Source organism: Melissospora conviva (assembly GCF_049523535.1).
In the GTDB taxonomy this organism is placed as follows: Bacteria; Actinomycetota; Actinomycetes; order Mycobacteriales; family Micromonosporaceae; genus Melissospora; species Melissospora conviva.
Genome location: NZ_JBLLDT010000003.1, coordinates 109,900 through 136,456, shown reverse-complemented (window position 1 = coordinate 136,456; position 26,557 = coordinate 109,900). Strand labels below are relative to the sequence as shown.

The 26,557-nt window shown below is 72.2% G+C and carries 23 protein-coding genes and 1 pseudogene; 7 read left to right on the top strand and 17 right to left on the bottom strand.

From position 1 onward, the window contains the following. Positions 1–28: 28 nt before the first annotated feature. The 4 genes from ffh to ACK8GG_RS10040 all read right to left on the bottom strand — a co-directional run bounded on the left by ffh (position 29) and on the right by ACK8GG_RS10040 (position 5,733). Entirely contained in the window at positions 29–1,576 is a 1,548-nt protein-coding gene (gene ffh, locus ACK8GG_RS10055; protein ID WP_440349945.1) for a signal recognition particle protein, read from the bottom strand. A gap of 155 nt (positions 1,577–1,731) precedes the next feature. Beyond that, a complete protein-coding gene (locus ACK8GG_RS10050; RefSeq protein ID WP_440356150.1) occupies positions 1,732–3,978 on the bottom strand; it encodes a [protein-PII] uridylyltransferase in 2,247 nt (748 codons plus the stop codon). Between the two features lie 11 nt (positions 3,979–3,989). Further along, positions 3,990–4,328 carry a P-II family nitrogen regulator gene (locus ACK8GG_RS10045; RefSeq protein WP_440356149.1) on the bottom strand — a complete coding sequence of 113 codons (339 nt, stop codon included), beginning with the start codon at positions 4,326–4,328 and terminating at the stop codon, positions 3,990–3,992. A 25-nt stretch (positions 4,329–4,353) separates the two neighbouring features. Next, positions 4,354–5,733 carry an ammonium transporter gene (locus ACK8GG_RS10040; RefSeq protein WP_440356148.1) on the bottom strand — a complete coding sequence of 460 codons (1,380 nt, stop codon included), beginning with the start codon at positions 5,731–5,733 and terminating at the stop codon, positions 4,354–4,356. 309 nt (positions 5,734–6,042) lie between these two features. Here ACK8GG_RS10040 and ACK8GG_RS10035 point away from each other — a divergent pair, with 309 nt between their 5' ends. Beyond that, entirely contained in the window at positions 6,043–7,215 is a 1,173-nt protein-coding gene (locus ACK8GG_RS10035) for a zeta toxin family protein (RefSeq protein WP_440356147.1), read from the top strand. A gap of 76 nt (positions 7,216–7,291) precedes the next feature. Here ACK8GG_RS10035 and ACK8GG_RS10030 read toward each other — a convergent pair whose 3' ends face one another. After that, positions 7,292–8,128 (bottom strand): phosphotransferase, encoded by an 837-nt coding sequence (locus tag ACK8GG_RS10030; protein WP_440350306.1) that lies wholly within the window; start codon positions 8,126–8,128, stop codon positions 7,292–7,294. Then, a complete protein-coding gene (gene ftsY / locus ACK8GG_RS10025) occupies positions 8,125–9,303 on the bottom strand; it encodes a signal recognition particle-docking protein FtsY (protein ID WP_440356146.1) in 1,179 nt (392 codons plus the stop codon). Before ftsY ends, ACK8GG_RS10030 begins: the two co-directional genes overlap by 4 nt. Positions 9,304–9,451: 148 nt before the next feature. Here ftsY and ACK8GG_RS10020 point away from each other — a divergent pair, with 148 nt between their 5' ends. The 3 genes from ACK8GG_RS10020 to ACK8GG_RS10010 all read left to right on the top strand — a co-directional run bounded on the left by ACK8GG_RS10020 (position 9,452) and on the right by ACK8GG_RS10010 (position 12,246). After that, positions 9,452–11,167: an alkaline phosphatase D family protein gene (locus ACK8GG_RS10020; protein ID WP_440356145.1), complete on the top strand. Its 1,716-nt coding sequence runs from the start codon at positions 9,452–9,454 to the stop codon at positions 11,165–11,167. A 20-nt stretch (positions 11,168–11,187) separates the two neighbouring features. Further along, a complete protein-coding gene (locus ACK8GG_RS10015) occupies positions 11,188–11,628 on the top strand; it encodes a MarR family winged helix-turn-helix transcriptional regulator (protein WP_440356144.1) in 441 nt (146 codons plus the stop codon). Between the two features lie 96 nt (positions 11,629–11,724). After that, positions 11,725–12,246: a DinB family protein gene (locus ACK8GG_RS10010; protein ID WP_440356143.1), complete on the top strand. Its 522-nt coding sequence runs from the start codon at positions 11,725–11,727 to the stop codon at positions 12,244–12,246. Between the two features lie 18 nt (positions 12,247–12,264). Here the strand turns inward: ACK8GG_RS10010 and ACK8GG_RS10005 are convergent, their stop codons facing one another. From ACK8GG_RS10005 to ACK8GG_RS09995, 3 genes are all read right to left on the bottom strand, one after another. Next, positions 12,265–12,894, bottom strand: a complete 630-nt coding sequence (locus ACK8GG_RS10005) for an HAD-IA family hydrolase (RefSeq protein WP_440356142.1) — start codon at positions 12,892–12,894, stop codon at positions 12,265–12,267. Positions 12,895–12,896: 2 nt separating this feature from the next. After that, the gene (gene smc / locus ACK8GG_RS10000) at positions 12,897–16,478 is read right to left on the bottom strand and encodes a chromosome segregation protein SMC (RefSeq protein ID WP_440356141.1); all 3,582 of its coding nucleotides are present in this window, start codon (positions 16,476–16,478) and stop codon (positions 12,897–12,899) included. A 275-nt stretch (positions 16,479–16,753) separates the two neighbouring features. Beyond that, complete coding sequence (locus ACK8GG_RS09995; RefSeq protein ID WP_440349934.1) at positions 16,754–16,948, bottom strand: hypothetical protein; 195 nt, start codon at positions 16,946–16,948, stop codon at positions 16,754–16,756. Between the two features lie 299 nt (positions 16,949–17,247). On the opposite strand from ACK8GG_RS09995, the gene ACK8GG_RS09990 reads away from it, so the two are divergent. Then, positions 17,248–18,180 (top strand): CAP domain-containing protein, encoded by a 933-nt coding sequence (locus ACK8GG_RS09990; RefSeq protein ID WP_440356140.1) that lies wholly within the window; start codon positions 17,248–17,250, stop codon positions 18,178–18,180. Between the two features lie 110 nt (positions 18,181–18,290). Next, positions 18,291–19,115, top strand: a complete 825-nt coding sequence (locus ACK8GG_RS09985) for an endo alpha-1,4 polygalactosaminidase (protein WP_440356139.1) — start codon at positions 18,291–18,293, stop codon at positions 19,113–19,115. A 112-nt stretch (positions 19,116–19,227) separates the two neighbouring features. Here the strand turns inward: ACK8GG_RS09985 and mutM are convergent, their stop codons facing one another. The 8 genes and pseudogenes from mutM to rsmD form a co-directional block, all read right to left on the bottom strand. Then, positions 19,228–20,082, bottom strand: coding sequence for a bifunctional DNA-formamidopyrimidine glycosylase/DNA-(apurinic or apyrimidinic site) lyase (mutM, locus tag ACK8GG_RS09980; RefSeq protein ID WP_440349931.1), 855 nt, complete (start codon positions 20,080–20,082; stop codon positions 19,228–19,230). A 232-nt stretch (positions 20,083–20,314) separates the two neighbouring features. Further along, a pseudogene (gene rnc / locus ACK8GG_RS09975) lies at positions 20,315–21,046 on the bottom strand (ribonuclease III); the annotation flags it as partial. Then, positions 21,043–22,014, bottom strand: coding sequence for a phosphate acyltransferase PlsX (locus ACK8GG_RS09970; RefSeq protein ID WP_440350305.1), 972 nt, complete (start codon positions 22,012–22,014; stop codon positions 21,043–21,045). The pseudogene rnc and the gene ACK8GG_RS09970, both read right to left, overlap by 4 nt. A 105-nt stretch (positions 22,015–22,119) precedes the next feature. After that, positions 22,120–22,293: a 50S ribosomal protein L32 gene (rpmF, locus tag ACK8GG_RS09965; protein ID WP_091591091.1), complete on the bottom strand. Its 174-nt coding sequence runs from the start codon at positions 22,291–22,293 to the stop codon at positions 22,120–22,122. Positions 22,294–22,298: 5 nt separating this feature from the next. After that, a complete protein-coding gene (locus tag ACK8GG_RS09960) occupies positions 22,299–22,862 on the bottom strand; it encodes a YceD family protein (RefSeq protein WP_440349930.1) in 564 nt (187 codons plus the stop codon). 125 nt (positions 22,863–22,987) lie between these two features. Further along, positions 22,988–23,485 (bottom strand): ATP synthase subunit B family protein, encoded by a 498-nt coding sequence (locus ACK8GG_RS09955; protein ID WP_440349929.1) that lies wholly within the window; start codon positions 23,483–23,485, stop codon positions 22,988–22,990. Between the two features lie 141 nt (positions 23,486–23,626). Then, positions 23,627–24,112, bottom strand: a complete 486-nt coding sequence (gene coaD / locus ACK8GG_RS09950; RefSeq protein WP_440356138.1) for a pantetheine-phosphate adenylyltransferase — start codon at positions 24,110–24,112, stop codon at positions 23,627–23,629. Then, entirely contained in the window at positions 24,109–24,672 is a 564-nt protein-coding gene (gene rsmD / locus ACK8GG_RS09945) for a 16S rRNA (guanine(966)-N(2))-methyltransferase RsmD (protein WP_440356137.1), read from the bottom strand. The genes coaD and rsmD overlap by 4 nt, the downstream gene beginning before the upstream one ends. Positions 24,673–25,412: 740 nt before the next feature. On the opposite strand from rsmD, the gene ACK8GG_RS09940 reads away from it, so the two are divergent. Continuing rightward, on the top strand, positions 25,413–26,498 hold the full coding sequence (locus tag ACK8GG_RS09940; protein WP_440353435.1) for a cell wall anchor protein: 1,086 nt from the start codon (positions 25,413–25,415) through the stop codon (positions 26,496–26,498). Positions 26,499–26,557 lie beyond the last annotated feature (59 nt).

Here is a 26,557-nt window from a genome sequence, read left to right as displayed (position 1 = left end):
CCGGGTTCTCCGGCGGACGCGCCGGGGCTCAGCCCTTCTTGTCCTTCTTGCCCAGCTTGTTGAAGTCGATGTTCGGCAGCTTGAAGCCGGGGGGCAGTCCCTGGGCGCCGCCGAGGGCGTTCGGGTCCATCCCCGGGGGCAGCTGCGGCATGCCGCCGGGGAAGCCGCCGGGCATCGCGCCCTGGCCGCCGCGGGGCCGGTTGCCGCCCTTGGTGCCCTTGCGCTTGTTCTTCGGCGACTTGGTCGCCTTGCGCCGGCCACCGGGCAGCCCCATCATGCCGCCCATCTGCTTCATCATCTTCTGCGCTTCGGTGAAGCGGTTCAGCAGCTGGTTGACGTCCATCACGGTGACTCCGGAGCCGGTGGCGATCCGGGCCCGGCGGGAGCCGTTGATGATCTTCGGGTTGGTCCGCTCGCCCGGCGTCATCGACCGGATGATCGCGGTGATCCTGTCGAAGTGCTTGTCGTCGACCTCGGCGATCTGGTCCTTCATCTGCCCCATGCCCGGCATCATCGCCAGCACGTTGGCGATCGGGCCCATCCGCCGGACCGCGATCAGCTGGTCGAGGAAGTCCTCCAGCGTGAAGGACTCCCCGCCCATCAGCTTGGCGGTCATCCGGTCCTTCTGATCGGCGTCGAAGGCCTGCTCGGCCTGCTCGATCAGGGTCAGGACGTCGCCCATGCCCAGGATCCGGCTCGCCATCCGGTCCGGGTGGAAGACGTCGAAGTCCTCCAGCTTCTCGCCGGTGGAGGCGAAGAGGATCGGCTGACCGGTGACCTCCCGCACCGACAGGGCCGCGCCGCCGCGGGCGTCACCGTCGAGCTTGGCGAGCACCACACCGGTGATGCCGACGCCGTCGCGGAACGCCTCGGCGGTGCGGACCGCGTCCTGGCCGACCATCGCGTCGATGACGAAGATGACCTCGTCGGGGTTGACCGCGTCGCGGATCGCCGCCGCCTGCGCCATCATCTCGACGTCGACACCGAGCCGGCCGGCGGTGTCGACGATGACGATGTCGCGGGCCTGCCGCTTGGCGTGCTCGAGAGCCGCCCGCGCCACCTCGACCGGGTCGCCCACGCCGTTGCCGGGCTCCGGGGCGTAGACCTCGACCCCGGCCCGGCCGCCGAGCACCTGGAGCTGGCCGACGGCGTTGGGGCGCTGCAGGTCGGCGGCGACCAGCATCGGCTGGTGCCCCTGGGCCTTGAGCCACTTGGCGAGCTTGCCGGCGAGGGTGGTCTTACCGGAGCCCTGCAGACCGGCGAGCATGATCACCGTGGGCGGGTTCTTGGCGAACTGCAGACGCCGGCTCTCGCCACCGAGGACCCCGACGAGCTCCTCGTTGACGATCTTGATGATCTGCTGGGCCGGGTTGAGCGCCTGCGAGACCTCCGCGCCGCGGGCCCGCTCCTTGACCCGGCCGATGAAGCCCTTCACCACCGGCAGGGCCACGTCCGCCTCGAGCAGGGCCAGGCGGATCTCGCGCGCGGTCGCGTCGATGTCGGCGTCGGTGAGCCGACCCTTGCCGCGGAGCTTGGTGAAGATCCCGGAGAGGCGGTCACTCAAGGTGTCAAACACTACGCAACATCCCGTTTAGTCAGGTTCCGGCGAGCAGAGTCCGGGGCGGAGCGGGAAGCGCCGTCCACGGTTAGGGTAACCGGAGCGTAGACGGGCCGCCGGTGCGCTGCCCGCTCCTGCCGCGCCGCCGTCACCGCGGCACCCCCCGGAGCCGGTCACACCGCGGCCAGGACCGCGTCGGCGATCTGATCCCGCCGCTGCGCGTCGGACCACTGCCCCACCAGGTAGAACGCGTCGACCACGTCGGCGCCGAGGGTGGAGATCCGCGCGGCGCGCACCTGTGCCCCCGCCTCGTCCAGGGCCCGGGTCACCCGGTAGAGCAGCCCGGCCGCGTCGGCGGCCCGCAACTCCAGCACGACCGCGTCCGTGGCAACCTCGCGGTGCCAGACCACCTTCGGCGCCGCCACCGGCTCCCGGCGGGCCAGCACCCGCGCCGACCGCAGCCGCTGGTTGACCGAGACATCCCCGCCGACGGCACGGCGCAGGTCGGTACGGAGCGCCACCGCGTCGACCTCGGAGCCGTAACGGGACCGCACCCGGCACTCCACCACCGCGCGTCCGTCCACCGTCATCGCATCCGCCGCGAGCACCTCCAGCCGGTGCAGCGCCAGCGCGCCCGCCACCGTCGCCAGCAGCCCCCGCCGGTCCGCGGCGACAACCGTCACCCGCTCGTCGGCCAGGTGCACCAGCGGCAACTCCCCCGTCAGCAGGCTCGGATCAGGGGTCGGCAGCGCGGGCAGCACACCGGTGTCGAGCGCGGTGTGCACCCGGCGTACCAGTTCGGCGATCAGCCGGCCCTTCCAGTCCGACCAGGCCGCCGGCCCGGTGGCCTGCGCGTCGGCGCGGGCCAGGGCGTGCAGCAGGTCCAGAGTGGTCGTGTCGCCGACGGCCTCGGCGACCGCCGAGATGGTGACCGGATCGCTGAGGTCCCGCCGGGTCGCCACCTCCGGCAGCAGCAGGTGCAGCTCCACCAGCCGGCCGATCAGCGCCGCCTCGTCCGGGGGCAGACCGATCCGGGTGGCGATGCCGGCGGCGATCGGCGCGCCGACCACGCTGTGGTCACCGGGCAGCCCCTTGCCCACGTCGTGCAGGAAGGCCGCCAGCAGCAACAGGTCCGGCCGCTCCACCTCCCGGGTGTACGCCGCGGCGGCCCCGGCCGCGGTGACCAGGTGCCGGTCCAGGGTGTAGCGGTGCACCGGGTTGTGCTGCGGCAGGCTGCGCATCCGCGGCCACTGCGGCAGCCAGCCGTCGACCAGCCCGTACCGGTCGGCGGTCTCCCAGGCCGGGATCAGGCCGGGACCAGCGCCGAGCAGGGTGATCAGTGCGTCGCGCGCCTCCGGCGGCCAGGGCAGGGGCAGCGGCGGGCAGTACGCGGCGAGCCACTCGCAGGTGGCGCGGGCGATCGGCAGCCCGGTGACGGCCGCGGCGGCCACCACCCGCAGCGAGAGGCTCGCGTCGGGCCGGGCCCCGATGGCGGTACGCGCCAGCACCAGCTCACCGTCGTGCTCGACGACGTCGCGTGCCACCGGGCGGCGGATGCTCCTGCGACCGGTGCCGCCGCGCCGCCGGCCGCGGAACCGGTCGGCGGCCCGCCAGGCGTCGTCGAGGGCGTGGCTGATCGTGCGGGCGTCACCGGCGACCCGGCGCAGCAGGGCGTCGCCGTTGTCGAGTTCGCAGAGTTCGGCGACCCGGTCGCGTTCCTGGGCCACCAGCCGGTCGACCCGCCGTCCGGTCGCGGTGTGCAGGGCGTCGCGCACGTCGAGCAGCCGCCGGTGCGCCGCCTGTACCGCCGGGCGCAGCGCGTCGGTGAGGCCGGCGGTGGCGATGCCGCGCAGGATGCCGAGGTCACGCAGTCCGCCGCGGGCCTCCTTGAGGTCGCCCTCCAGCAGGAAGGCGAGTTCGCCGTGGGCCGACCAGCGGGCGTCGGTGATCTCACGCAGCGCGGTGAGCTGCCGCAGCGCTGTCCGTCTCCAGTGGTCGGCCGCGGCGTCGATGAGCGTGCCGGAGAGCGCGGCGTCACCGGCGATGTGGCGGGCGTCGAGCAGCCCCAGGGCGACCTTCACGTCGTCCTGGGCCACCGAGAGCGCCTCGCCGACGGTGCGCACCGAGTGGTCGAGGCCGATGCGGGCGTCCCAGATCGGATACCAGCAGCCGGCGGCGATCTCGCCCACCCCGGCCACCCCGTCGTGCAGCAGGACCAGATCCAGATCCCCGTACGGCGCGCACTGACGCCGCCCGAGCCCGCCGACGGCCAGCAGAGCCAGCCCTTTGTCGCGGTGCGGCAGGAGGCCGCGAAGCCAGACGTCGAACGCCGCCGCACGCTCCTCGCGTGCGGCGGCGCCCATTCCGGCGATGGCCGGGGGGCCGGTCACCTCGGTGACCGGCGCGCTCCCCCGGGGCATCGTCATCTCACTCAGACCGCGTCGAGACCGCGCTCGCCGGTGCGGACCCGCACGACGTCCTCGACGGCGGTGACCCAGACCTTGCCGTCACCGATCTTGCCGGTACGGGCGGCCGCGACGACCGCGTCCACGATCTTGTCGACGTCCATCTCGTCGGTCAGCACCTCGACCTTGATCTTCGGGAGGAACTCCACCGTGTACTCGGCGCCCCGGTAGACCTCGGTGTGGCCCTTCTGCCGGCCGTAGCCCTGGACCTCGCTGACCGTCAGGCCGGTCACGCCGAGCGCCGCGAGGCTCTCCTTGACCGCGTCGAGCTGGTGCGGCTTGATGACCGCAGTCACCAGTTTCATGTCCAAACCCTCCATCACTCGAACGTTAACCGGCGACCTTGTCGCTGACCGGGGTGCTCTCTTCCGCCGTGCTGTCCGCGCCGGTCGTGGTGCCGGCCGGCGTGCTCGGGGTGATACCCGCCATCGCGAAGGCGCCACCGCTGCTGCCCGAGGTGGGCGAGAGGTCGTACGCGCTCTCGGCGTGCTCGGCGCCGTCGATGCCCTCGATCTCGGCCTCGGCCTTGACCCGGAAGCCGATGGTCTTCTCGATCGCGAAGCCGATCAGGTAGGCGACCACGAAGGAGTAGACCATGACCGCGACGACCCCGACGGCCTGCTTGCCCAGCAGCGCGATGCCGCCGCCGTAGAGGAGTCCGGCGTTGCCCTCACCGGCGAGCACCTCGACGGCCAGGAAGCCGATGAGCAGCGAACCGATGATGCCGCCGACCATGTGCACGGCGACAACGTCGAGCGAGTCGTCGTAGCCGAACTTGTACTTCAGGCCGACGCAGAGGGCGCAGATCAGACCGGCGATGAAGCCCAGGGCAATGGCACCCAGCGGCTCCAGGTAGGCACAGGCCGGGGTGATGCCGACGAGGCCGGCGATTGCGCCGGAGGCGGCGCCGAGGGTGGTCGCCTTGCCGTCGCGCAGCCGCTCGATGAGCAGCCAGCCGAGGACGGCGGCAGCGGTCGCAACCTGGGTGTTGATGAAGGAGACAGCGGCGGTGCCGTTGGCCGCGCCGGCGGAGCCGGCGTTGAAGCCGAACCAGCCGAACCAGAGCAGGCCGGCGCCGAGCAGCACCATCGGCAGGTTGTGCGGCTTGAACTTGTCCTTCGGCCAGCCGATGCGCTTGCCGAGCACCAGGGCCAGGGCCAGAGCGGCCGCACCGGCGTTGATGTGCACCGCGGTGCCGCCGGCGAAGTCGAGCGCGCCCATCTCCATGATCCAGCCGCCGCCCCAGACCCAGTGCGCGACCGGGAAGTAGACCAGGGTGGCCCAGGCGCCGGCGAAGAGCAGCCACGGGCCGAAGCGGGCCCGGTCGGCGATCGCGCCGCTGATCAGCGCCACGGTGATCACCGCGAACATCAGCTGGAAGCCGGCGAAGAGCAGGTCGGGGATGCCGCCCTCGGTGCCCGACTCGAGCATGCCGCGCAGGCCGAGCGACGAGAGGTCGCCGATCACGCCGGCATTGTCATCACCGAAGGTGAGGCTGTAGCCGTAGAAGACCCAGAGCAGGCTGACGACGCCGATGGCCCCGAAGCTCATCATCATCATGTTGAGCACGGACTTGGAACGCGTCATGCCGCCGTAGAAGAGCGCCAGCCCCGGTGTCATGAGCAACACCAGTGCGGCAGAAGTCAGAATCCAGGCGGTGGCACCAGAATCGAGCTCCGGCACGCTGCCCTCCCCTCGGTTGAAATCCATGGGCCGGCGGTGTGGAGCGGCGTTGCCCGATGCCGGTTGCTGAGACTTTGCTGTCCGCCTGTTTCAGGAAAAGGGCACGCCGCGTTTCGGACACGTCACCATTTGTTTCCGACGTGTGACGCCGCGCGGCCGCTCGGTCACTCGACCCAGGGCCGGTCGGACGAACGGCGGCACACCCGGCCCGTTCAGCGGACGAGCACCGGCCTTGCCGCAACCACCCACACTGCGATACATGCAGAAATCTGGATCATGGCGCGGATGCCCGGCACGGTCCCCGTTGGCGCAGCCCCAGGAGAGGAGGTGCGAGCCGTGACGGGAGAGTCAGTGGCAGCCGACCCGGACCGGTTCGAGTGGGATTCGGACGCTTCGATCGCCTACGAGGTCGCCGTCGAGGCGGTCAGCCAGGCGGTGGCCGCGATCACGCCGCTGGGCGTCACCGCCCGGCGGCAGGGCGACGACGCCGCGGTGGCGGAGTTGACCGCCCTGCGCATGCGGTGCATCGCCGCTCGCGACCAGCTGCGACCCGCCGATCACGCAGCGGTCGCGCACGCAACCCGGCGCTACCGGGCGCTGGCCGAGCAGTTCGATCGGCAGGCGGGACCGCCGGGGCCCGTCGACGCGGATTCCTCCCTGCTCGCCGACGAGCAGTCGCGCCGCATCTTCCGCGACGAGATCACCCCGGAGGAGCTCGCGCACGGGGTCCCTCAGGAGAGTCCGGTGGTGGTCTTCGTGGCCGGGCAACCGGGCGCGGGCAAGACCATGACGACCGAGTCGGTCAAGCGGGCCGTGGACCGGCGCGGGGGCGCGATCGTGGTCAACTCCGACTTCTACAAGCCCTACCACCCGCGGTACCGCCGGCTGCTGCGCACCGACGACCGCAACGCCGCGCCGTACACCAGCACGGACGGGCGCCGGTGGATGGCCGCCGCCGAGCGGTACCTCATCGACCGGCGCGTCGACACCATCGTCGAGACGACAATGCGCGATCCCGGGGACTTCCTGGAGCCCGCCGCGCTGTTCCGGACGGCCGGCTACCGCGTCGAGGCCGTGATCCTCGCGGTGCCCGAGGCGCTGAGCCGCCTCGGCATCATCCACCGCTACCACTGCCAGCTGCGCGAGCTCGGGCAGGGCCGGCTCACCGCACAGAGCAACCACGACACCTCGTACGCAGGAGTGCGCCAGGCCGCCGAGGTGATCGACCGGGACGGGATCGTCGACGTGGTCGGTGTCCACCGGCGCGGCAACCACCGGCTGCACGTCAACCGTCTCGACGGACCCGGCGGCCAGAGCCCGGCCGGCACCGCGGCCACGATCGACGCGGAGCGGCGACGGCCCTGGACCCCGGCGGAGACCCGCGCGTTCGCGGCCACCGTCAGCCGGCTCGCCGCCGAGATCGACCCCGACTGGTACGCCGAACTCCGCGAGATCGTCCGACTGGCCGACCCGCTCGCCGATCCGCGGACACCCCTACCCCGGATATGACCCGAACGGGCCGCGTACCCCGGATATGACCCGCGCCGCGTACCCCGGATATGACCCAGCCGACGGCCGGGCCGCGTCAGTGCAGGGCGTACTCCAGGAGGTTGCGCTCGTAGTCGAGGACCCGCAGGTCGCGCATCGGGCGGCGCAGGTGGCCGCGGTGCACGATTCGCACGAACGCCGGCTCCCCGGCCGCCGCCATCCGCCGGATCCCCTCGACGTGGTCGACGATGCGCTTGCGGATGGTGCGTACCAGCCGCCGCCGGTCGCGCGGGATCAGCCCGTACGCGTCGGCGAAGAGCCGCAGCCGCCGGGCCCGGTCCGGCCGGGTCCAGCCCAGGGTGTACGAGTCCCGGTCGGAGAAGATCGGCACCCAGGTCCAGGCCGCGTACGCCACGTCGTAGATGCGCGCGCCCGGCGAGGCGAGGTCGAAGTCGATCAGGCCGAGGGTGCCGTCGGGGCGCCAGATGACGTTGTGCGGGGCGGCGTCGTGGTGACAGATGACCTCGGCGTCCGGCGGCGGCGGCCCGAAGGAACGCCAGACCGCGTTCGGCGGCGGCGTGAAGCCGTACTGCGCGTCGTGGAACATGCGCAGCATGGTGGCGACGGTGACCAGCGCCTCGTCGGTGACCCAGTGCGGGGCGAGCGGATAGTCGCCGCACTCCCCCTCCAGGTACGACAGCACCTCGCGGTTGCGCTCGTCCATGCCGAACGCCCGGGGCGAACCGGTGAAACCGACGTACTCCAGGTGGCGCAGCAGCGCGTGCACCGACGGCGTCCACGGTCCGGCGTTGCGCCGGACGGTGTCGCCGACCCGCACCACGGTGCTGACGTTGCCGCCGTGCAGCGGGATCTCCTGTGTGCTCACGCGATGCCTCCCCGGACGTGCCGGCTCAAGGTCGGTCACCTCGGTCAGGCCGTCGGGTCCGAGCCGACGAGCGCCTCGGCGAACTGGGCCGGGTCGAAAGGCGCCAGGTCGTCCGGGCCCTCGCCGAGGCCGACCAGCTTGACCGGGATGCCGAGCTTGCGTTGTACGGCGATGACGATGCCACCCTTGGCGGTGCCGTCGAGCTTGGTGAGCACCACGCCGGTGACGTCGACGACCTCGGTGAAGACCCGGGCCTGCTCCAGGCCGTTCTGCCCGGTGGTGGCGTCCAGGATCAGCAGCGTCTCGTCGACCGGGCCGTGCTTCTCGACGACCCGCTTGACCTTGCCCAGCTCGTCCATCAGGCCGATCTTGTTCTGCAGCCGGCCGGCGGTGTCGATCAGCACGGTGTCCACCCCGGCATCGATACCCCGTTTGACGGCGTCGAACGCCACGCTGGCCGGGTCGGCGCCCTCCAGCCCGCGGACGACCTCGGCACCGACCCGGCCGCCCCAGGTGGCGAGCTGGTCGGCCGCGGCGGCGCGGAACGTGTCGGCGGCGCCGAGCACGACGCTGCGCCCGTCGGCGACCAGCACCCGCGCGACCTTGCCGCAGGTGGTGGTCTTGCCGGCGCCGTTGACGCCGACGACGAGCATCACCGCGGGCTTGCCGGTGGTGGTGGAGGTGTTCAGCGACCGGTCCAGCTCCGGGTCGAGGGCGGCGACGAGTTCGGCGGTGAGCAGGGCGCGCAGATCCGCCGGGGACCGGGTGCCGAGCACGCGGACCCGCTCGCGCAGGTTGTCGACGATCTCCCGGGTGGCGTCGACGCCGACGTCGGCGGTGATCAGGCTGTCTTCGATCTCCTCCCAGGCGTCCTCGTCGAGGTGGTCGCGGGAGAGCAGGCCGAGCAGCCCCTTGCCGAAGACGTTCTGCGACCTCGACAGCCGGGAGCGCAGCCGGACCAGCCGGCCGGCGGTCGGCTCCGGGGTCTCCAGCACCGGCTCGGGCGCGACGACCGGCGGTTCCTCGACGATGACGCCGGTGGTGATCTCCTCGGCCGGTGGCGCCTGCGTCCCGGGCTCGGTGACCTCGCGCGGCGGCGGGGTCACGACCTCGCCGGGCGACGGGGGTTCCCAGCGCCACTTGAGCCGGGGCGCGAGCAGCCCGAGGGCGGTCAGGATCAGCACGCCCAGCAGGACCAAACCGATGACGAGGAAGTCAGCCATGACGAAATCCTGTCAGACGATCGCCCGGCCGTCCCAGGCACCGCGCCCCGCGCCCGCCGTAATGATCATGGCCACGGCCCGGCGAGGAGTGCTCCGATCGCGGGCAGGGTAGAAATGATGGGGTCCCCTCCCCCGCGAAAGGCCCCTCATGTCGTCTGCACGGTTGCTCGTCGGTCCCCTGCTGCGACGCATCGTGGGCACCAGCGCGACCGTCTGGGTCGAGACGAGCGCCCCGACGGTGGTGCACGTGCGCACCGCAGACGGCGCGGCCGGCAGCGCCCGCACCTTCACCGCCTTCGACCACCACTACGCCATCGTGGTGGTGAGAGGTCTCACAGCGGGCAGCGCCACGACGTACGAGGTCTTCCTCGACGAGGAGCGGGTCTGGCCGCTGCCCGGCGACGAGTTTCCGCCGAGCGTGATCCGCACCCGCCTCGCCGACGACCGCGACCAACCGGTCCGGCTGGTCTTCGGCTCCTGCCGGGAGGCGACCCCGCAGGCCCCGGCCCGCAAGCTCCCGCCGGACGCGCTCGACGCCTACTCGCGCCGGCTGATGCGAAACGGCTCGACCGACGAGGCGCCGGATCTGCTGGTGCTCCTCGGCGACCAGGTCTACGCCGACGTGACATCCCCGCAGGTACGCAAGCTGCTGCGCCGGCGCCGGCGGCGCCCGAAGGACGCGCCGAGCACCCAGGTCGTCACCTACGACGAGTACACCAAGCTCTACCTGGAGTCCTGGCGCGACCCGGAGGTGCGCTGGCTGCTCTCCACCTGCCCCTCGGTGATGATCTTCGACGATCACGAGATCATCGACGACTGGAACACCTCCGCATCCTGGCGGGCCGACATGCGCGCCCAGCCCTGGTGGGCCGAGCGGATCGCCAGCGGCCTCGCCTCGTACTGGGTCTACCAGCACCTGGGCAACCTCTCCCCGGACGAGATCGAAGCCGACCCGGTCTACGCGAAGGTGATGGCCGAACAGGACGCCACCAGCGTGCTGCGCGAGTTCGGCGCCCGGGTCGACACCGAGTCCGACCACGCCCACGACACCGAACGCTGGCGCGCCGTGCAGTACCAGTGGAGCTACTCCCTCGACGTCGGCGCGACCCGGCTGGTGATGCTGGACAACCGGTGCAGCCGCGTCCTCGAACCGGCCCACCGGGCGATGCTGCCGCCGGGCGAGTGGTCCTGGTTCCTGGACCAGGCTCACGGCGAGTACACGCACCTGGTGATCGGCTCGTCGCTGCCGTGGCTGATGCCGCCGGGAATCCACCACACCGAAGCCTGGAACGAGCGCCTGGCCGCCTCCCCGCACCGGATCACCGCCGACCTCTCCGAGCGGCTGCGGCGGCTGCTGGACCTGGAGCACTGGGCGGCGTTCAACCGCTCCTTCGAGGCGCTGGCTGCCCTGCTGCGCCGCATCGGCAGCGGCCCGAGGAGTGTGTCCGGCGACCGGATCGGGGCCGGGCCCGCGTACCCGGCGCCCGCGTCGATCAGCGTGCTCTCCGGCGACGTGCACCACTCGTACGTCGCCCGCGCCCGGTTCCTCGACGGCCAGGTGCAGACACCGGTGCACCAGTTGACCTGCTCCCCCATCCACAACCAGGTGCCGCCGGGCCTGCGGCCGGTGATGCGGCTGGGCTGGGCCCGGCTGCCGAGCGCGGCGGTGCGCGGACTGGCCCGGTCGGCCGGCGTGCCCCGCACCTCGGTGCGCTGGCGCAAGCTGGGCGGGCCGTACTTCGGCAACGCGGTCGGCACGCTGCTGCACACCGGCGCCAGCGCCCAGGTGACGATCGAGGGGACGACCTCCGACGGCACGCTCCACAAGGTGGTGCAGACGCCGTTGACCGGGACGAGCCGCTGAGGTCGCGTACCCTTGATCAAATGGACGACGACTTCCGTGAACTGCTCAGGACCGTCGACCATGAGCTGATGGCGATGCTGCGGCTGGGCCGCACGGTCTCCTGGGAGATCGCCCGCGACGTACATCCGAACCTGGAGCCGAACAGCTACGGCCTGCTCCTCTGGCTGCGCCGGCGCGGCTCGACCCGGCTCACCGACCTGGCCGAGCTGACCGGCATCAGCAAGGGCACGCTCAGCCGGCAGGTCCAGGCGCTGGAGCAGCTCGGACTGGTGGACCGGCAACCGGACCCGAGCGACCGGCGGGCCGCCCTGCTCAGTCTCAGCCCGGAGGGGCAGCGCCGCTTCGACGCGGCCCGGGCGGCGCGGCTGGCGCCCTTCCAGCAGACCATGGCGAGCTGGGCTCGCGAGGACCTTGCCGTCTTCGCCCGTCTGCTCTCCCGGCTCAACGCCACCGAACGGTGACCGCCGCGGACGGGCGCGGCGGGCGGGCGCGGCGGGCGGGCGCTGCGGCAGCTAATTCCGTTTGCCACGACCGGGGAGATCGACAACAATGCCGGCATGACATGGATCGCACCCCCGGCGCCCCGCGAGTCTGAACCCGTCACCGGCGACGAGCGCGCCATGCTGCAGGGCTGGCTCGACTGGCACCGCAACACGCTGCTCGGCATCTGCGCCGGCCTCACCGCCGACCAGCTCACCACCGCCGCCGTGGAACCCTCGCCGCTGACCCTGCTCGGCCTGGTCCGGCACATGGCCGAGGTCGAGCGCTGGTGGTTCCGGGAGAACGCCGCCCGCCAGGAACTCCCGGAGCTCTACGTCACCGAGGAGAACCCGGACGGCGAGTTCGACGTCACTCAGGCCGACGCCGAGGCGGACTTCGCGACCTTCGCCGACGAGGTCGCGAAGGCCGATGCGGCGGTGGCCGGACTGCCGCTGGAGGCGACCTTCCCGGCCCGCAACCGGGGGAACCGGGAGATGAGCCTGCGCTGGGTCTACCTGCACATGATCGAGGAGTACGCCCGGCACAACGGCCACGCCGACCTCATCCGCGAACGCATCGACGGCACCACCGGGCTATAGGGCGCGGGGGCCTTCCGGTCAGCCGGCCGGCAGCTCCAGCGCCGCGCGTACGTAGCGCAGCCCCGCCGGACCGTCCCACCGGTACGCCGACAGCCCGGCCACCCGCGCGCCGCGCACCATCCGGTCCTCGTCGTCGACGAAGAGCACCCGGTCCGGGAGGGTCCCCAGCGCCTGGCAGGCCGCGGCGAAGAACTCCTTCGACGGCTTGACCTCGCCCAGCACGGAGGAGTTGAGCACGACGTCGACCTCGCCGACGAGCTTGAGCGCGGCCAGGTCGGCGTCGAGCAGGTCGGTGGCGTTGGTGGCGAGTCCCACCCGCAGCCCGGCGGCACGGACCTCGCGTACGAGGTCGAGCACCTGCGGGTCGATCTCGCCCCGGTACTGCTGCCACTGCGCCACCGCGGCCCGGGCCCGGTCGGCGCCGCCGGCCGCCTCGGCCAGCTCCTCGGCCACGCCCGCGAGCCAGTCGGCGTGCGAGACCTCCCCAGCGAGCACCGGCTTGAGCCGGCCCCAGCGCATCGCGGTCGCCCCCAGCAACCCCGCCGGCAGCTCGTAGGCGCGCTCCACCTCCGCGGTGGGTTCCGGGTCCCAGACCCGCAGTACGCCGTCCAAATCGATCAGCAGCGCTGTCGCACGTTGCCGGGCCATGTTCAGTCTTCCTCGTCCCTGTTGAGCCGCTGGCTGATGACCTGGGTGACGCCGTTGCGCATGGTCACGCCGTAGAGCGCGTCGGCGATCTCCATGGTCCGCTTCTGGTGCGTGATGACGATCAGCTGGCTCTTCTCGCGCAGCTGCGCCATCAGAGTGATCAGCCGTCCCAGGTTGACGTCGTCGAGAGCGGCCTCGACCTCGTCCATGATGTAGAAAGGGCTGGGGCGGGCCCGGAAGATCGCCACCAGCATCGCCACCGCGGTCAGCGAACGCTCGCCGCCGGAGAGCAGCGAGAGCCGCTTGATCTTCTTGCCGGGCGGCCGGGCCTCCACCTCCACGCCGGTGGTGAGCATGTCGTCGGGCTCGGTGAGCACCAGCCGCCCCTCACCGCCGGGGAAGAGCACCGAGAAGACCTGCTCGAATTCGCGGGCGGTGTCGGCGTACGCGCTGGCGAAGACCTCCAGGATCCGCTCGTCGACGTCCTTGACGACGGTGAGCAGGTCCTTGCGGGTGGCCTTGAGGTCCTCGAGCTGCTCGGAGAGGAACTTGAAGCGCTCCTCCAGCGCGGCGAACTCCTCCAGCGCCAGCGGGTTCACCTTGCCGAGCAGAGTCAGTTCCCGCTCCGCCTTCGCGGCCCGTTTCTCCTGCGCCGCCCGGTCGTACGGCCTGGGTTCCGGCACCGGCTTGCCGTCGGCGGCGGCGAGGGCGACCTCGGCCTCGGTCGGCGGCACCGGCTGCTGCGGGCCGTACTCGCCGATGAGGGTCGCCACGTCCAGCCCGAAGTCCTCGGCGGCCTTGGCCTCCAGCTGCTCGATGCGCAGCCGCTGCTCGGCGCGGGCGACCTCGTCGCGGTGCACCTGGCCGGTGAGGCGTTCCAGCTCACCGCCGAGGCGTTTCGCCGCGCTGCGCACCTCCTGGAGTTCCGCCTCGCGGCCCGCCCGTTCCCGGGCCACCTCGTCGCGCTGCCGCTCGGCTTCGACGAGCGAGACCGACAGCCGGGTCAGCACCTCCCGGGCGCCGGACGCGACCGCGCGGGCAATGGCCGCACCCCGGGTACGGGCTGCGCGCCGGGCGGCGGCGCGTTCCCTGGCTGCCCGTTCGGCGGCGGCCTGGCGCGCCAGTGAGTCCGCGCGCCCGGCGATGGAGGCGACCCGCTCCTCGGCGGTGCGCACCGCCAGCCGGACCTCCATCTCGTTCTGCCGGGCCCGTGGCACCATCGCGGCGAGCTGGTCGCGCTCCTCGGTGGAGGGCTCGGCGTCAATCGGTGTCTCCTCGGCCAGCCGCAGCCGCTCCTCCAGCTCGGCGAGCGTGAGCAGGTCCTCCTCGCGGGCGGCGGTGGCGCGCGCCAGCGACTGGGCCAGCCGGTCGGTCTCCGCGCGGGCCGAGCGGGCGGCGGCCCCCAGCTCGGCCAGCCGGCGGGCGGCGGCGTTGCGCTGCCCCTCGGCCTGCCGCTTTGCGGCGGCGGCGACCGCGACGGCCTCTTTGCGCTCGGCCACGTCGGCGCGGGCCTCGGCCAGCTGTTCGCGCAGCTCGGCGCTGGTCTGTTCGGCGGTGACCCGGTTGCCGCGGGCCTCCTCGACCGCGGCCTGCACCTCGATGAAGCTGGGCGCCTTGGCGGAGCCACCCGCGGCGGCGTACGCGCCGACGACATCGCCGTCGGGGGTGACCGCCCGCAGTTGCGGGTTGCCGGCGACCAGGGCGGTCGCGGCCTTGAGGTCGCCGACCAGGACCACGTCGCGCAGCGCCCAGTGCACCGCCGGGGCCAGCTCCTGCGGGCACTGCACCAGGTCGGGTCCCCAGTGCGCGCCGTCGGGCAGCGCCGGGCGCAGCGAGTCGAGCGAGCCGCGCATCCCCGGCGCCGACGCGCCGCCGATCAGGATGCTGGCCCGGCCGGCGTCGTTGATCTTCAGCAGCCGCATCGCCTCGGCGGCCTCGTCGATCCCGGTGACCGCGACGGCGTCGGCCAGAGCACCGAGCGCGGCGGCGAGCGCCGCCTCGTGGCCGGGGGCGACGGTGAGCACACCGGCCAGGGCGCCGATCAGACCCGGAACCTCCCCGGCCCGGGAGAGCAGCGCCCCGGCGCCGTCGGCGCGCTGCAGCCCCATGGAGAGCGCCTCCTCGCGCGCCGCCCAGGTCGCCGCCTCCTTCTCCGCCTTGCGTTCGGCGTCGGAGAGTTCCCGTACGCGGGCGGCGGCCCGTTCCTGTGCGGCGACGGCCTCGGCGTGCCGGGCGTCGAGGTCGGCGTTGTCCCGGTCGGCCTCGGTCGACTCGGCGGCGACCGCGTCGAGGTCGGCCTGCGCCACCTCGGCCCGGGCTGCGGCGTCGGCGTGGGCGACGGTGAGCCGCTCGATCTCCTCACCGCCGCTGCCGGTACGCGCTCGCGCGGAGTTGACCTTTCCGGTGAGCCGGGCAAGTCCCTCCCGGCGGTCGGCGATGGCCTTGGCGGCGGCGACCAGTTCCCGCTCGGCGGCGGCGAGCTGCCGCTCCAGCTCCTGACGGTGCTCGACGGCCTCAGCGAGGTGCACCTGGTCGTCGGTGAGCGCGGCGCGCAGCTCCTCCTCCTGCTCGCGCACCTTCTCCGACTCGGCGAGCAGCTGCTCCGGGTCGCGGCCGGGACGTTCGTCGTCGGGCACGGCGCTGAGGTGGCGCAGCCGCTCCCGGGCCAGCTGCTCGGTGGAGCGGAAGCGCTCCTGCAGGGCGGAGAGCTTGTACCAGGTGTCCTGGGCGGCGGCCAGCCGCGGCGCGTCCTCGGCGAGCGCGGCCTCCAACTCGGTGAGGCGGCCCTGGACCTCGCCGTGGGTGGCTTCGACCTCCTCGCGGCGCTGCCGCAGCGCGGTCTCGTCGGCGATCTCCTTGTCCAGCGTGGTGCGCAGGGTGGCGAGGTCGTCGGCGAGCAGCCGCAGCCGGGCGTCGCGCAGGTTGGCCTGGATGGCGGCGGCGCGCCGGGCCACCTCGGCCTGGCGGCCCAGCGGCTTGAGCTGGCGGCGCAGCTCGGCGGTGAGGTCGGTCAGCCGGTTGAGGTTGGTCTGCATCGCGTCGAGCTTGCGCAGCGCCTTTTCCTTGCGCTTGCGGTGCTTCAGGACGCCGGCCGCCTCCTCGATGAAGGCGCGGCGGTCCTCGGGCTTGGCGTGCAGCATCCCGTCCAGGCGCCCCTGGCCGACGATGATGTGCATCTCCCGGCCGATGCCGGAGTCGGAGAGCAGTTCCTGGATGTCGAGCAGCCGGCAGGAGTCACCGTTGATCTCGTACTCACTCTCGCCGGAGCGGAACATCCGGCGGGTGATGGAGACCTCGGTGTAGTCGATCGGCAGGGCGCCGTCGGTGTTGTCGATGGTGAGGGTGACCTCGGCGCGCCCCAGCGGCGCCCGGCCGGCGGTGCCGGCGAAGATGACGTCCTCCATCTTGCCGCCGCGCAGCGCCTTGGCGCCCTGCTCGCCGAGGACCCAGGCGATGGCGTCGACGACGTTGGACTTGCCGGAGCCGTTCGGACCGACCACGCAGGTGATCCCCGGCTCGAGCTTGAACGTCGTCGCGGAGGCGAAGGACTTGAACCCCTTCACCGTCAGACTCTTGAGATGCACCGTCTCGATCCTCGCCCGTCGGCTGGCCGGGCTGTGTGAGCTGGAGGGACTCGGTCCTGCGCAGACTAGCGCGAAGCGGACGCGAGGTCAGGACGCGACCCACCCGCTGAGGTGGGAAGCACTCCCATCTTCGGCCCTATTCGCCCGACGCGGCGGTCGCGGACAAACAAATGCGCGCCGTCACGATGTGATCGGCGCGCTATTGGTGAAAAAGGGATTCAGTTGTCGACCGGTGGGCGCCGACGGAATCGGCGCCACAACGGTCGGTACGACGGTCAGGTCAGTGCGGGCTCAGCGAGCCGGAGCAGTTCGTCCGCCTCAGCCGCGGCCGCCGCGAGCCGATCATTGTCGGCACGCAACCGGGTGATCTCGAATTCCAGTGCCTGCACGGTGGCACGCAGCCGGGTGACCTCGTCGACGAGACGCCGATCGGACGCCACCCCGACGTGGCCATAGAGGGCCTTCGCCATGTTGTCTCCTCTTGATGCGCTGCCGGAAAGGCCGGCCAACGCGCGCCCAATCGTTCGCGGCTATCTCCCGCAAACTGGACACGGGCATGATGGGGCGCGACTGGCGACTCCTACATATTGAGCCGTTAACCGCCATTCGTCAAGTCGGCGTTTCGTCCGGAGATCATCGACTGCGGCCGTTGGGTCCGGTCATCCCCGCCCGATGTCTGCCTTAACTCTTGCTTAGGCGATTTGCCCGCTCTGTCGGCGGCACATAGCGTCACCTTGCCCCGGCCCAGGCAGCACAGGAGGCGAACGCCGTGCGCGATCGCAACAAGCGCGATGAACCCGGATCCTCGGACGAGGACTACCTGGCGTTCCTGCGCGGCGCCCAGGCCCGCCCGGCTCCCCGGCCGCAACCCGCACGCCCCCAGCCGCCCCGTCACGACCCGGCGCGGCCCGCCTCTCGCCGCGACACCGAGGAGCCCCACGGCCGGGGCCGGCACCGCCTGACGCGCCGGCTGTCCCGGCCACTGCTGGTCGGCACGGTGGCCGCGGCCACGCTGACCGTGCTGATCGCAGCCGGCGTGACCCTGGCGCCCCGCACCGGGACCCCGAGGTCCGGTGACCGCGACACCTCGCAGGTCGCGGTCCTGGACCTCGCCGACGCCTCCGCCGTCGCCCCGGACGCAAACACGGACGCCGCGGCCAGCCCCACCCCGTCGGCGTCGCCCACGCCGCGGACGAGCAAGAGTCCCCGCCCGACCGGCAGCCCTGCTCCCCGGCCGGCCCGCACCACCACCGCGCCCGCCCCGAGCACCTCGTCGGCGCCGCCGGCCGCCACGACCACCGGTGGCTCCGGCGACGACCACGCCGACGAGCGCCGGCAGATTCTCACGCTGGTCAACGCCGAACGGGCCAAGGCAGGCTGCGGCAACCTGAGCGCGCACAGCAGACTCACCACCGCCGCCCAGCGGCACAGCGAAGACCAGGCCGCGCACCGGAACATGGCGCACGAGGGCAGCGACGGCAGCAACGTCGGCACCCGGGTCACCCGGGCCGGCTACACCTGGCGTGCGGTCGCCGAGAACGTCGCGATGGGCTACCGGACCCACGCCGAGGTCATGCAGGGCTGGATGAACAGCCCCGGTCACCGGCGGAACATCCTCAACTGCACGTACCGGCACCTCGGTGTCGGTGTCGCCGAGGGCGGCGGATCCCTCTACTGGACCCAGGTCTTCGCCACGTCCTGACCTGCGCACCCGCGTCGACCGGCCGGGCGTACTCGTTGTAACGGGTACGCCCGGCCGCCGCGTGCCGTCGCCCGGGACGTCAACGTCGTCCACGCCAGCGGGAGCCGCCGATGGGGATCCGGTCGCGGCCGCCCCGGCGCGGCAGGCGCCACCTGTCGGCCGTTCTGCTGGTGATCCTGCTGACGGGTGTGGCGGCCTGCCGCATCGAGCCGGTCCCGATCAACGATCCCGGTCACTTCACCGCCGGGCCCTGGCTGTGGCAGTGGCAGGCGACCGGCGCGCTCGACACCGACGCCGCCGCCGCCGTGTTCCTGCTCGACCCGGTGGCGACCACCTCGGCCGAGACCGGGCTGCTGCGCGCCCGGGACCGCCGGCTGATCTGCCAGGTCAGTGCCGGGACCTACTCGAGCGCCGACCCGGACGCCGACCGTTTCCCGGCATCGGTACGCGGCCGCGGCATCGGAGACGACGGCGCCCGGTGGGTGGACGTACGGCAGTGGGAGATCCTGGAGCCGATCATCGCCGACCGGCTGCGGCTCTGCCGCGGCAAGCGGTTCCACGCGGCGGCCCTGACCGGTATGGACGGCTACGCGCACCGTTCGGGGTTCCGGCTGACCTACGACGACCAGATCCGGTTCAACCGGCGGGTGGCGGAGCTGACCCGGTCGGTGGGCCTCTCTCCCGGCATGGTCGACAACCTCGACCAGGTGGCCGCGCTCGCCCCCGACTTCGACTTCGCCGTCACCCAGGAGTGCGTACGGCTGCGGCGCTGCGCGAAGCTGCTGCCCTTCACCGAGGCCGGCAAGCCGGTGCTGCACGTCGAGTACGACCGGGCGCCGACCGACTTCTGCGTGACCGGCCTCGGCTACGGATTCTCCTCGATGCGCAAGAACCGCTCCCTGGACGCCTGGCGGGACCCCTGCCCGATCGCGTGAACTCCACCGCCTGCCAGCGGCACCGCGACGAGGTCGGACAGTGCCGGGAGGCCGGACGGTGCGGGGCAGGCCGGGCCGATGCAGGGGCCGGATCGGACGGTGCGGGGCGGTCTCAGGCGGTGCGAGGGCGGGGCCGGGGCTGGCAGCGGGGGCAGCTGAACGAGGAGCGGTTCATGAACGCCTCGCGTCGGATCGGCGCACCGCACCGGCCGCAGGGCTCCCCCTCGCGGCCGTAGACGTTCAGCGCCCGGTCGAAGTAGCCACTCTCGCCGTTGACGTTGACATAGAGCGCGTCGAAGCTGGTCCCGCCGGCGGTGATCGCCTCGCCGAGGACGTCCCGGACGTGGCCGAGCAGGCGCTGCGCCGCCGGCCCGGTCAGGGTGTCGGTGGCCCGGTTGCCGTGCAGCCGGGCACGCCAGAGCGCCTCGTCGGCGTAGATGTTGCCGACCCCGGAGATCAGGGTCTGATCCAGCAGGGCGCGCTTCACCTCGGTACGCCGTCGCCGCAGCCCCGCGGCGAAGGCCGCATCGGAGAAGAGCGGATCCATCGGGTCCCGCGCGATGTGGGCGATCTCCGCCGGCAGCTCCGCGCCGCCTTCGGAGAGCATCAGCCCGCCGAAGGTCCGCTGGTCGACGAAGCGCAGCTCCGGCCCGTCGTCGTCGAAGCCGAACCGGACCCGCAGGTGCTTCTCATCGGGTGTCTGCGGCGGTTGCAGCAGCAGCTGACCGGACATGCCAAGGTGGCCGATGACGGCGTCGCCGCTGTCCAGCGGCAGCCAGAGATACTTGCCCCGGCGCCGTACGTCGGTGATGGTGCGTCCGGCGAGGGCCGCCGCGAAGTGCGCCGGGCCGGGCAGGTGACGCCGTACGGCGCGCGGGTGCCGGACCTCGACGCGGGCGATCCGGCGGTCGACGACCCACTGGGCCAGGCCCTGCCGGACCGTCTCCACCTCGGGCAGCTCAGGCACCGGCGGAGCCCGCCCCCGGCACCTGTCCGGCCGGTGCCGGATCACCGCTGTCGTTCTCCGGCCCGATGCCGGCGACGGAGACGACGCCGGGGTCCGGAGCGACACCGGCGACGGAGACGACATCGGTGGTCGGCACGACACCGGGGTCCGACACGACATCGGAGTCCGATGCGACGACGGCGTCGGATGCGCCTGCGGGGTCCGGGGCGCCCGCGGTGGTCGTGTTCCGGTCGGTTCCGGCCGCGCCCTCACCGGCCGGGCCGGCGAGCGTACGCCAGGCCGCCTCGGCCGCCCGCTGCTCGGCCTCCTTCTTGCTGCGCCCCTCGGCCCCGCCGTAGCGGACCCCCGCGACGATCACCCAGGCGGTGAAGGTCTTCAGATGGTCCGGGCCCTCCTGGTCGATGCGGTACTCCGGCACGCCGAGGCCCCGGGCCGCGGTCAGCTCCTGCAGGCTGGTCTTCCAGTCCAGCGAGGCGCCCCGGTTCGCCGACTCCGCCATCAACGGGTCGAAGAGCTTGTGGATCGCCTTCGCGGTGGTGTCCAGGCCGTACTGGAGGTAGATCGCGCCGATCAGCGCCTCCAGGGTGTCGGCGAGGATGCTCGCCTTGTCCCGCCCGCCGGTGGTCTCCTCGCCCTTGCCGAGCAGCAGGTACGCCCCCAGCCCGTCCGGCCCGAGCCCGCGGGCGACCTCGGCGAGCGCGCGCATGTTGACAACGCTGGCCCGCAGCTTCGCCAGCTGCCCCTCGGGCAGGTCGGGGTGGTTGAGGAAGAGCGCGGTGGTGATCACCACGCCGAGCACCGAGTCGCCGAGGAACTCCAGCCGCTCGTTGGTGGGCAGCCCGCCGTTCTCGTAGGCGTAGGAGCGGTGGGTCAGCGCCCGCTCGAGCAGCTCGGGGTCGATCGTCACCCCAAAGGCGTCCTCGAGGTGGCTCACGTGCACCCGGCGCCGCTTGTCGATGGTCATGCGGTTACCTCTTGCGATCCGATGAGTTCGGCCAGCAGGCCGGAGATGACAGGCACGGCCCGCCTGCGGTGCAGGTGGGCGGCGAGGGCGATGCCGGAGGCGACATCGGCGGCGGTGGCCGCGCCGTGGCAGACGACGGCGGTGCCGCCGACACCGAGCAGCGCCGCGGCTCGGGGCGCGCTGCCGTACGCGGGGGGACCACCGGCCATGGCGTACGCGCCCTCGATGGCTTTGAGCAGCACGTTGCCGGTGAAGCCGTCGGTGACGACCACGTCGGCGCGGCCGCCGACGCAGACGTCGTAGCCCTCGACGAGGCCGACGTACCGGCCGTCGCGGGGCAGGGTGAGGGCGGAGAGCAGGGGGTCGGCGGCGCGGCGGGCGGGGTCGCCCTTGCCCGTTTCGGTGCCGACCGAGAGCAGTCCGACGCGCGGGCCGGCAACGCCGTGGCCGACAGCGGCGAAGGCCGAGCCGAGCAGGGCGTGGTGGGCCAGCGCGGCCGGCCGCGGCTCCATCGAGCCGCCCACGTCGAGCAGCACCACGGGACCGTCGACGGCCGGCACGGTGGCGACCAGCGCGGGGTGGCGTACCTGCGGCCAGCGGCCCAGTTCGAGGGCCGCGGCCGTGACGGAGGCGCCGGTGGAGCCGGCGGAGACGAAAGCGTCGGCCTCGCCGGAGCCGACGGCGGCCACGGCGGCGCGGACGGTGTTGCCGGGACGGGCCGCGCCCCGTGGGTCGTCGGCCATCCGGATGCCGTGCTGGACCGGCCGCACGGTGACCCGGTGGCGTTCGGCCACGCCGAGCATGGCGAAGAGCCCGTGGGTGGCCTCGGGAGGGCCCACGAGCAGCAGGTGGAGGTCGGGATCTGCGCGCAGCGCCTGCAGAGCGCCGTCAACCACTACGGCGGGAGCATTGTCCCCGCCGAGGAGGTCGACGGCGATCCGGGCGGCGCCCGGCCCCTCGCCGCCGATCGGAGGAACCCGATCGGGGCCGGCGGGGGCCGGCGCACCGGACAGCAGCCGGGACGTGCGCGCCGCCCGACCGGAGGTCGACGGCGACGTCACTTGGCGTCCGCGTCAGACCTCGAGGACCTGACGGCCGTTGTACGTGCCGCAGACGGAGCAGGCGGCGTGCGGCAGCTTGGGCGACTTGCACTGCGGGCACGCCACAGTCGCGACCGCCGTCGCCTTCCAGTTCGCCCGGCGGGACCGGGTGTTGCTGCGCGACATCTTGCGCTTCGGGACGGCCACGGTTCTTACTCCTCTTGACTGGTCAGTTTCGACAGGCTCGCCCAGCGTGGGTCGATCTCGTCATGGCTGTGGTCAGCCGGCAGATCATCCCCGTGCACCCCACATTCGGGGCACAACCCTGGGCAGTCCTGCCGGCAGAGCGGGTTGGTCGGCAGCTTGAGCACCACCGCGTCCCGCAAGGCCGGCTCAAGGTCGAGCAGGTCACCCTGCATTCGGCCTATCTCGTCCTCGTCGGTGGTGGCATCCGTGGTGCTGTTCTCGTACGCGTACAGCTCCTGGATGTCCACCGTGATCGAGTCGTCGATCGGGCGGAGGCACCGCCCGCACTCGCCCCGGACAGCGCCGGAGACGGTCCCCGAGACGAGCACACCCTCGGACACCGACTCGAGCCTCAGATCGAGGCTCAGGTCCGCGCCCTCCGGCACGCTGATCAACTCCAGGCCGAGGTCCGCCGGTGCCGGCACCACCCGCTGGACCGTACGCAACGCACCAGGGCGACGCGGCAGTTCCCTCGTGTCGAGGACCAGCGGCGCCTTGGGATCGAGTTGGCTTGACGAGTGTTTGGGCATAGTCAGACTCCGGCCTGTGAGAGGGCCGACGAATCAGGTTACCCGGACCAGGTCCGGACCGTCGAATCGGGGTTGCCGGCCACCACATACGGTACCGATCGGTCCCGTGACCGGGGCCATCGGACTCAGAACGGCAGCGGACGATCCGCCTCGTCGCCGCCGAACGTGCCGATCTCGCGCAGCGCGTGCATCTTGTCGCGGCCCCGCTCGATCGAGGCGAGCGCCCGGGTGAGGAACTGCTCGAAGTTGGCCAGCGCCGTGTCGACGTAGTCGTCGACCTCGGTGCGCAGCCGCTGAGCCTCGGCCCGGGCCTCGGCGACGATCCGCGCCCCCTCGTGCTCGGCCGAGACAGTGATCTCGTTGACCGAGACCAGGCGGGCGTGCTCGGCCTCCGCCTCGGTGATGATCCGGTCGGCCTCGCGCTTGCCGGCCTCCATGATCTTGTCGCGCTCCTCCAGCAGGGCCGAGGCCCGGCGCAGGTCCGCGGGGAGTTCCACGCGCAGCTCGTCGAGGGCGGCGATCATCTCGCCGCGGTCGACCATGCAGTTGTTGCGCGACATCGGGACGGAACGCGCCGTCTCCAGAATGCCGATCAGCTCGTCGATGCGGTCGAGCGGGTCCACCGGTACACCACTCCTGTCGTTCGGTCGGCCGACCTCCATCATGCGGGGTCGGGCCGCAATACTGCTCCCCCAATGATGCGGTTCGCGACCGGCGTCCGGATGATCCCCGGCTCCTGCGGCGCGTCGTCGGCTCCGACGCGGTCAGCCGGCAGGCGGTACGAGGCGCTGCCGCAGTGCGGTGTGCACAAGCTCCGGCACGTGCGCGGAGATGTCGCCGCCCCACTTGGCGACGTCCTTGATGAGGCTGGACGAGATGAAGGAGTACTGCGGGTTCGTCGGCATGAAGAGGGTCTCGACGGACGCCAGGCCCAGGTTCATCTGGGCCATCTGCAGCTCGTAGTCGAAGTCGCTGACCGCTCGCAGCCCCTTGACCAGCACCGCTGCCTCCTGGGCGCGGCAGAAGTCCACCAGCAGGCCGCGGAAGGACTCCACCCGGACGTTGCCGAATCGCGCCGTCACCTCACGGAGCATCTCGATGCGCTCCTCGATGGTGAACAGGCCGGTCTTGGACTGGTTGATCAGCACTCCGACGACCACCTCGTCGAAGAGCCGACTGGCCCGGCCGATGATGTCGAGGTGACCGTTGGTGACCGGATCGAAGGAGCCGGGACAGACCGCACGTCTCATGATCGGCGACCGTACCAAAGAGTTGCCTCCCCGTAACGCCTGCTGCGCAGCCCGGTGATGCCCTCCACCCACTGGAAGTCGCGGGTGCGGCGGGAACGCTCGACGACCACCAGCGCCTCCTCGGCCAGCCAGCCACCGGTGACCAGGGTGGTGAGCAGGTCGGTGATCTCGGTGTCGGGGACGGCGTACGGGGGGTCGGCGAAGACCATGTCGTACGGGTCGCCGTCGGGTCCGGCGGCGAGCACCTGCGCGACGCGGGCGGTGGCCAGCCGGGCGGCGGGTGCGGCCCGCAGGGTGGCGATGTTCTCCCGTATGACGCGTGCGGCGCGCGGGTCGGACTCGACCAGCAGCACGTGCGCGGCACCCCGGGAGAGCGCCTCCAGACCGACCGCGCCGGAGCCGGCGTAGAGGTCGGCCACGCGGGCGCCGTCCAGGTCGAGATGCGACCCGACGGCGCTGAAGAGCGCCTCGCGGACCCGGTCCGAGGTGGGGCGGGTGCCGGAGCCCGCCGGGGTGGCGATGCGCCGCCCGCCGTAGGCGCCGGCCACGATCCTGGTCATCGCGGGCCCCTGGTCACAGTCACGCTCCGAGAGTACGCACCGCGGGTCGGCACCAGCCGCGGCCCACCTACCGACACCGGGCCGAGCGGATCCGGCCGCATGACGGAGGGATATGCCACCGAACCCACGAACCCTTTACCCGCTGACTCCCGACATCAGCAGGCCGGCACGGCGATGGAATTTGACAAAGCAAAGAGATGGCAGTCGGCCGAATTTCACTTCACCCGCCTGCAACTATTTCCGTAGGTCAATCATTCGGCCGGCCAAATCAATCTCGACGCGCAACTCACTCATCCACAGCCGACCGCGCGCCAACCCCCCGCACGGCGCGGCACATTGGACTCGCCGCAGCTCAGAACCGGCCTCGGCGCGCACGGTCAGCCGCCCGGGTGATGCGCTCTCCTCCGATCGGCGAATCTTTCGATTGCTTGTCCACACTGTTCACTCCGCGCGGACGAGATGAATTGCGACACCGCTGCGACACCGTCACTCAACGACATCACGGCACCGCTCGATGATCCACCGCGCGCGACCGCCCGATTACCGAGCGACCACCAAAAATCACGGATCGGCATCTGGTTCCTGTGGGCTGGCTAAAGAAACGACCCGATCGCTAATGTCTGGCGCTGTACGGGTCGACGCCGATCTCATTCGGGCAAATGGCAGCCGAATTGCCGCTTTTCTGGCCCTGACAGGCTGTCGACCGGTAATACATCGAATCCCTATCACGTGGAGTAGACGTGAATCGTCCCAAGCTCTCGATCCGGCGAAGCGTGGCCCTGGCCGCGACCGGCGCCGTGATCGGAATGGCCGGCGTGGCGCTGACCGCCGCCCCCGCCGCCGCCCACCACCCGGAGATCTCCGGCACCTACTGCAAGACCAAGATCGGCGAAGACCGCAAGGGCAACCCGACGTACGCGTACGAGTACACCTGGACCGTCGGCAACAGCGAGCGGGTCGCCGCCACCGTCACCCGGGTCCAGCCGAACGGCGTGGGCCAGATCGTGGTCGGCGCGACCCTTCCGGCGCGCGGCGAGGGCTACCTCGGCGGCACCGAGACTCGTAGCAGCGCCAGCGGTTCGCTGACCGTCGAGGCCCAGTGGAAGTACGACAAGAAGACCTACAAGGAGGCGCGCACGGTCAAGGCCAAGAGCGCCGGCACCTGCGCCCCGAAGCCGACGCCGACGCCGACCCCGACGTCGACGCCGACCCCGGAGCCGACGACCGAGCCGACCCCGGAGCCCACCACGGAGCCGACCCCGGAGCCGACCCCCACCGAGACCGAGCCCACCACGGAGCCGACCCCGGAGCCGACCCCCACCGAGACCGAGCCGACGACGGACCCGACTCCGTCCGAGCCGGCGCCGACCGTGCCGCCGACCGACCCGCTGCCGCCGGCCGAGCCGGTCTTCACTCTCGAGCACACCTGTGACGAGATGATCTTCGGTATCGACAACCCGGAGGGCAGCGAGTACGGCACGCTCAGCTTCGTGCTCACCCCGAACGTCGGCGAGGCGCAGACCCTGACCGTCGCGCCGGGCGAGAGCAAGACTGTCTCGTTCCCCGCCTCCGAGGGCCTGGTCGTCACCCCGTCCTTCTCGGACCCGGCGCACGCCGCGTCGATCGCCGCCGCGCCGAGCGAGAGCGAGAACCTCGACGGGATCGCCTGGGAGCAGCCGGAAGACTGTGACGCCGGCAGCGGTGGTGGCCTGCCGGTGACCGGCGCGGCCGCGGGCGGCATCGCCGCCGGCGCCGCCGTGCTGCTCGCCGCCGGCGCCGCGCTGTTCATCATGGCCCGTCGTCGCCGGGTCCGCTTCACCGCCTGATCGCACCTGATCGCCTGAAGTGACACGAGGGCGTGCCGACTCCGGTCGGCACGCCCTCA

Excerpts from the sequence above, each read along its gene's own strand:
- ACK8GG_RS09960 (WP_440349930.1), bottom strand. The coding sequence starts at position 22,862 with ATGCCCAAACACTCGTCAAGCCAACTCGATCCCAAGGCGCCGCTGGTC.
- coaD (WP_440356138.1), bottom strand. The coding sequence starts at position 24,112 with ATGAGACGTGCGGTCTGTCCCGGCTCCTTCGATCCGGTCACCAACGGT.
- ACK8GG_RS10045 (WP_440356149.1), bottom strand. The coding sequence starts at position 4,328 with ATGAAACTGGTGACTGCGGTCATCAAGCCGCACCAGCTCGACGCGGTC.
- ACK8GG_RS10020 (WP_440356145.1), top strand. The coding sequence starts at position 9,452 with ATGTCGTCTGCACGGTTGCTCGTCGGTCCCCTGCTGCGACGCATCGTG.
- ACK8GG_RS10010 (WP_440356143.1), top strand. The coding sequence starts at position 11,725 with ATGACATGGATCGCACCCCCGGCGCCCCGCGAGTCTGAACCCGTCACC.
- ACK8GG_RS10040 (WP_440356148.1), bottom strand. The coding sequence starts at position 5,733 with ATGGATTTCAACCGAGGGGAGGGCAGCGTGCCGGAGCTCGATTCTGGT.
- ACK8GG_RS10005 (WP_440356142.1), bottom strand. The coding sequence starts at position 12,894 with ATGGCCCGGCAACGTGCGACAGCGCTGCTGATCGATTTGGACGGCGTA.
- ftsY (WP_440356146.1), bottom strand. The coding sequence starts at position 9,303 with ATGGCTGACTTCCTCGTCATCGGTTTGGTCCTGCTGGGCGTGCTGATC.
- ACK8GG_RS10015 (WP_440356144.1), top strand. The coding sequence starts at position 11,188 with ATGGACGACGACTTCCGTGAACTGCTCAGGACCGTCGACCATGAGCTG.
- ACK8GG_RS09995 (WP_440349934.1), bottom strand. The coding sequence starts at position 16,948 with ATGGCGAAGGCCCTCTATGGCCACGTCGGGGTGGCGTCCGATCGGCGT.
- ACK8GG_RS10050 (WP_440356150.1), bottom strand. The coding sequence starts at position 3,978 with ATGCCCCGGGGGAGCGCGCCGGTCACCGAGGTGACCGGCCCCCCGGCC.
- rsmD (WP_440356137.1), bottom strand. The coding sequence starts at position 24,672 with ATGACCAGGATCGTGGCCGGCGCCTACGGCGGGCGGCGCATCGCCACC.
- ACK8GG_RS09985 (WP_440356139.1), top strand. The coding sequence starts at position 18,291 with ATGGGGATCCGGTCGCGGCCGCCCCGGCGCGGCAGGCGCCACCTGTCG.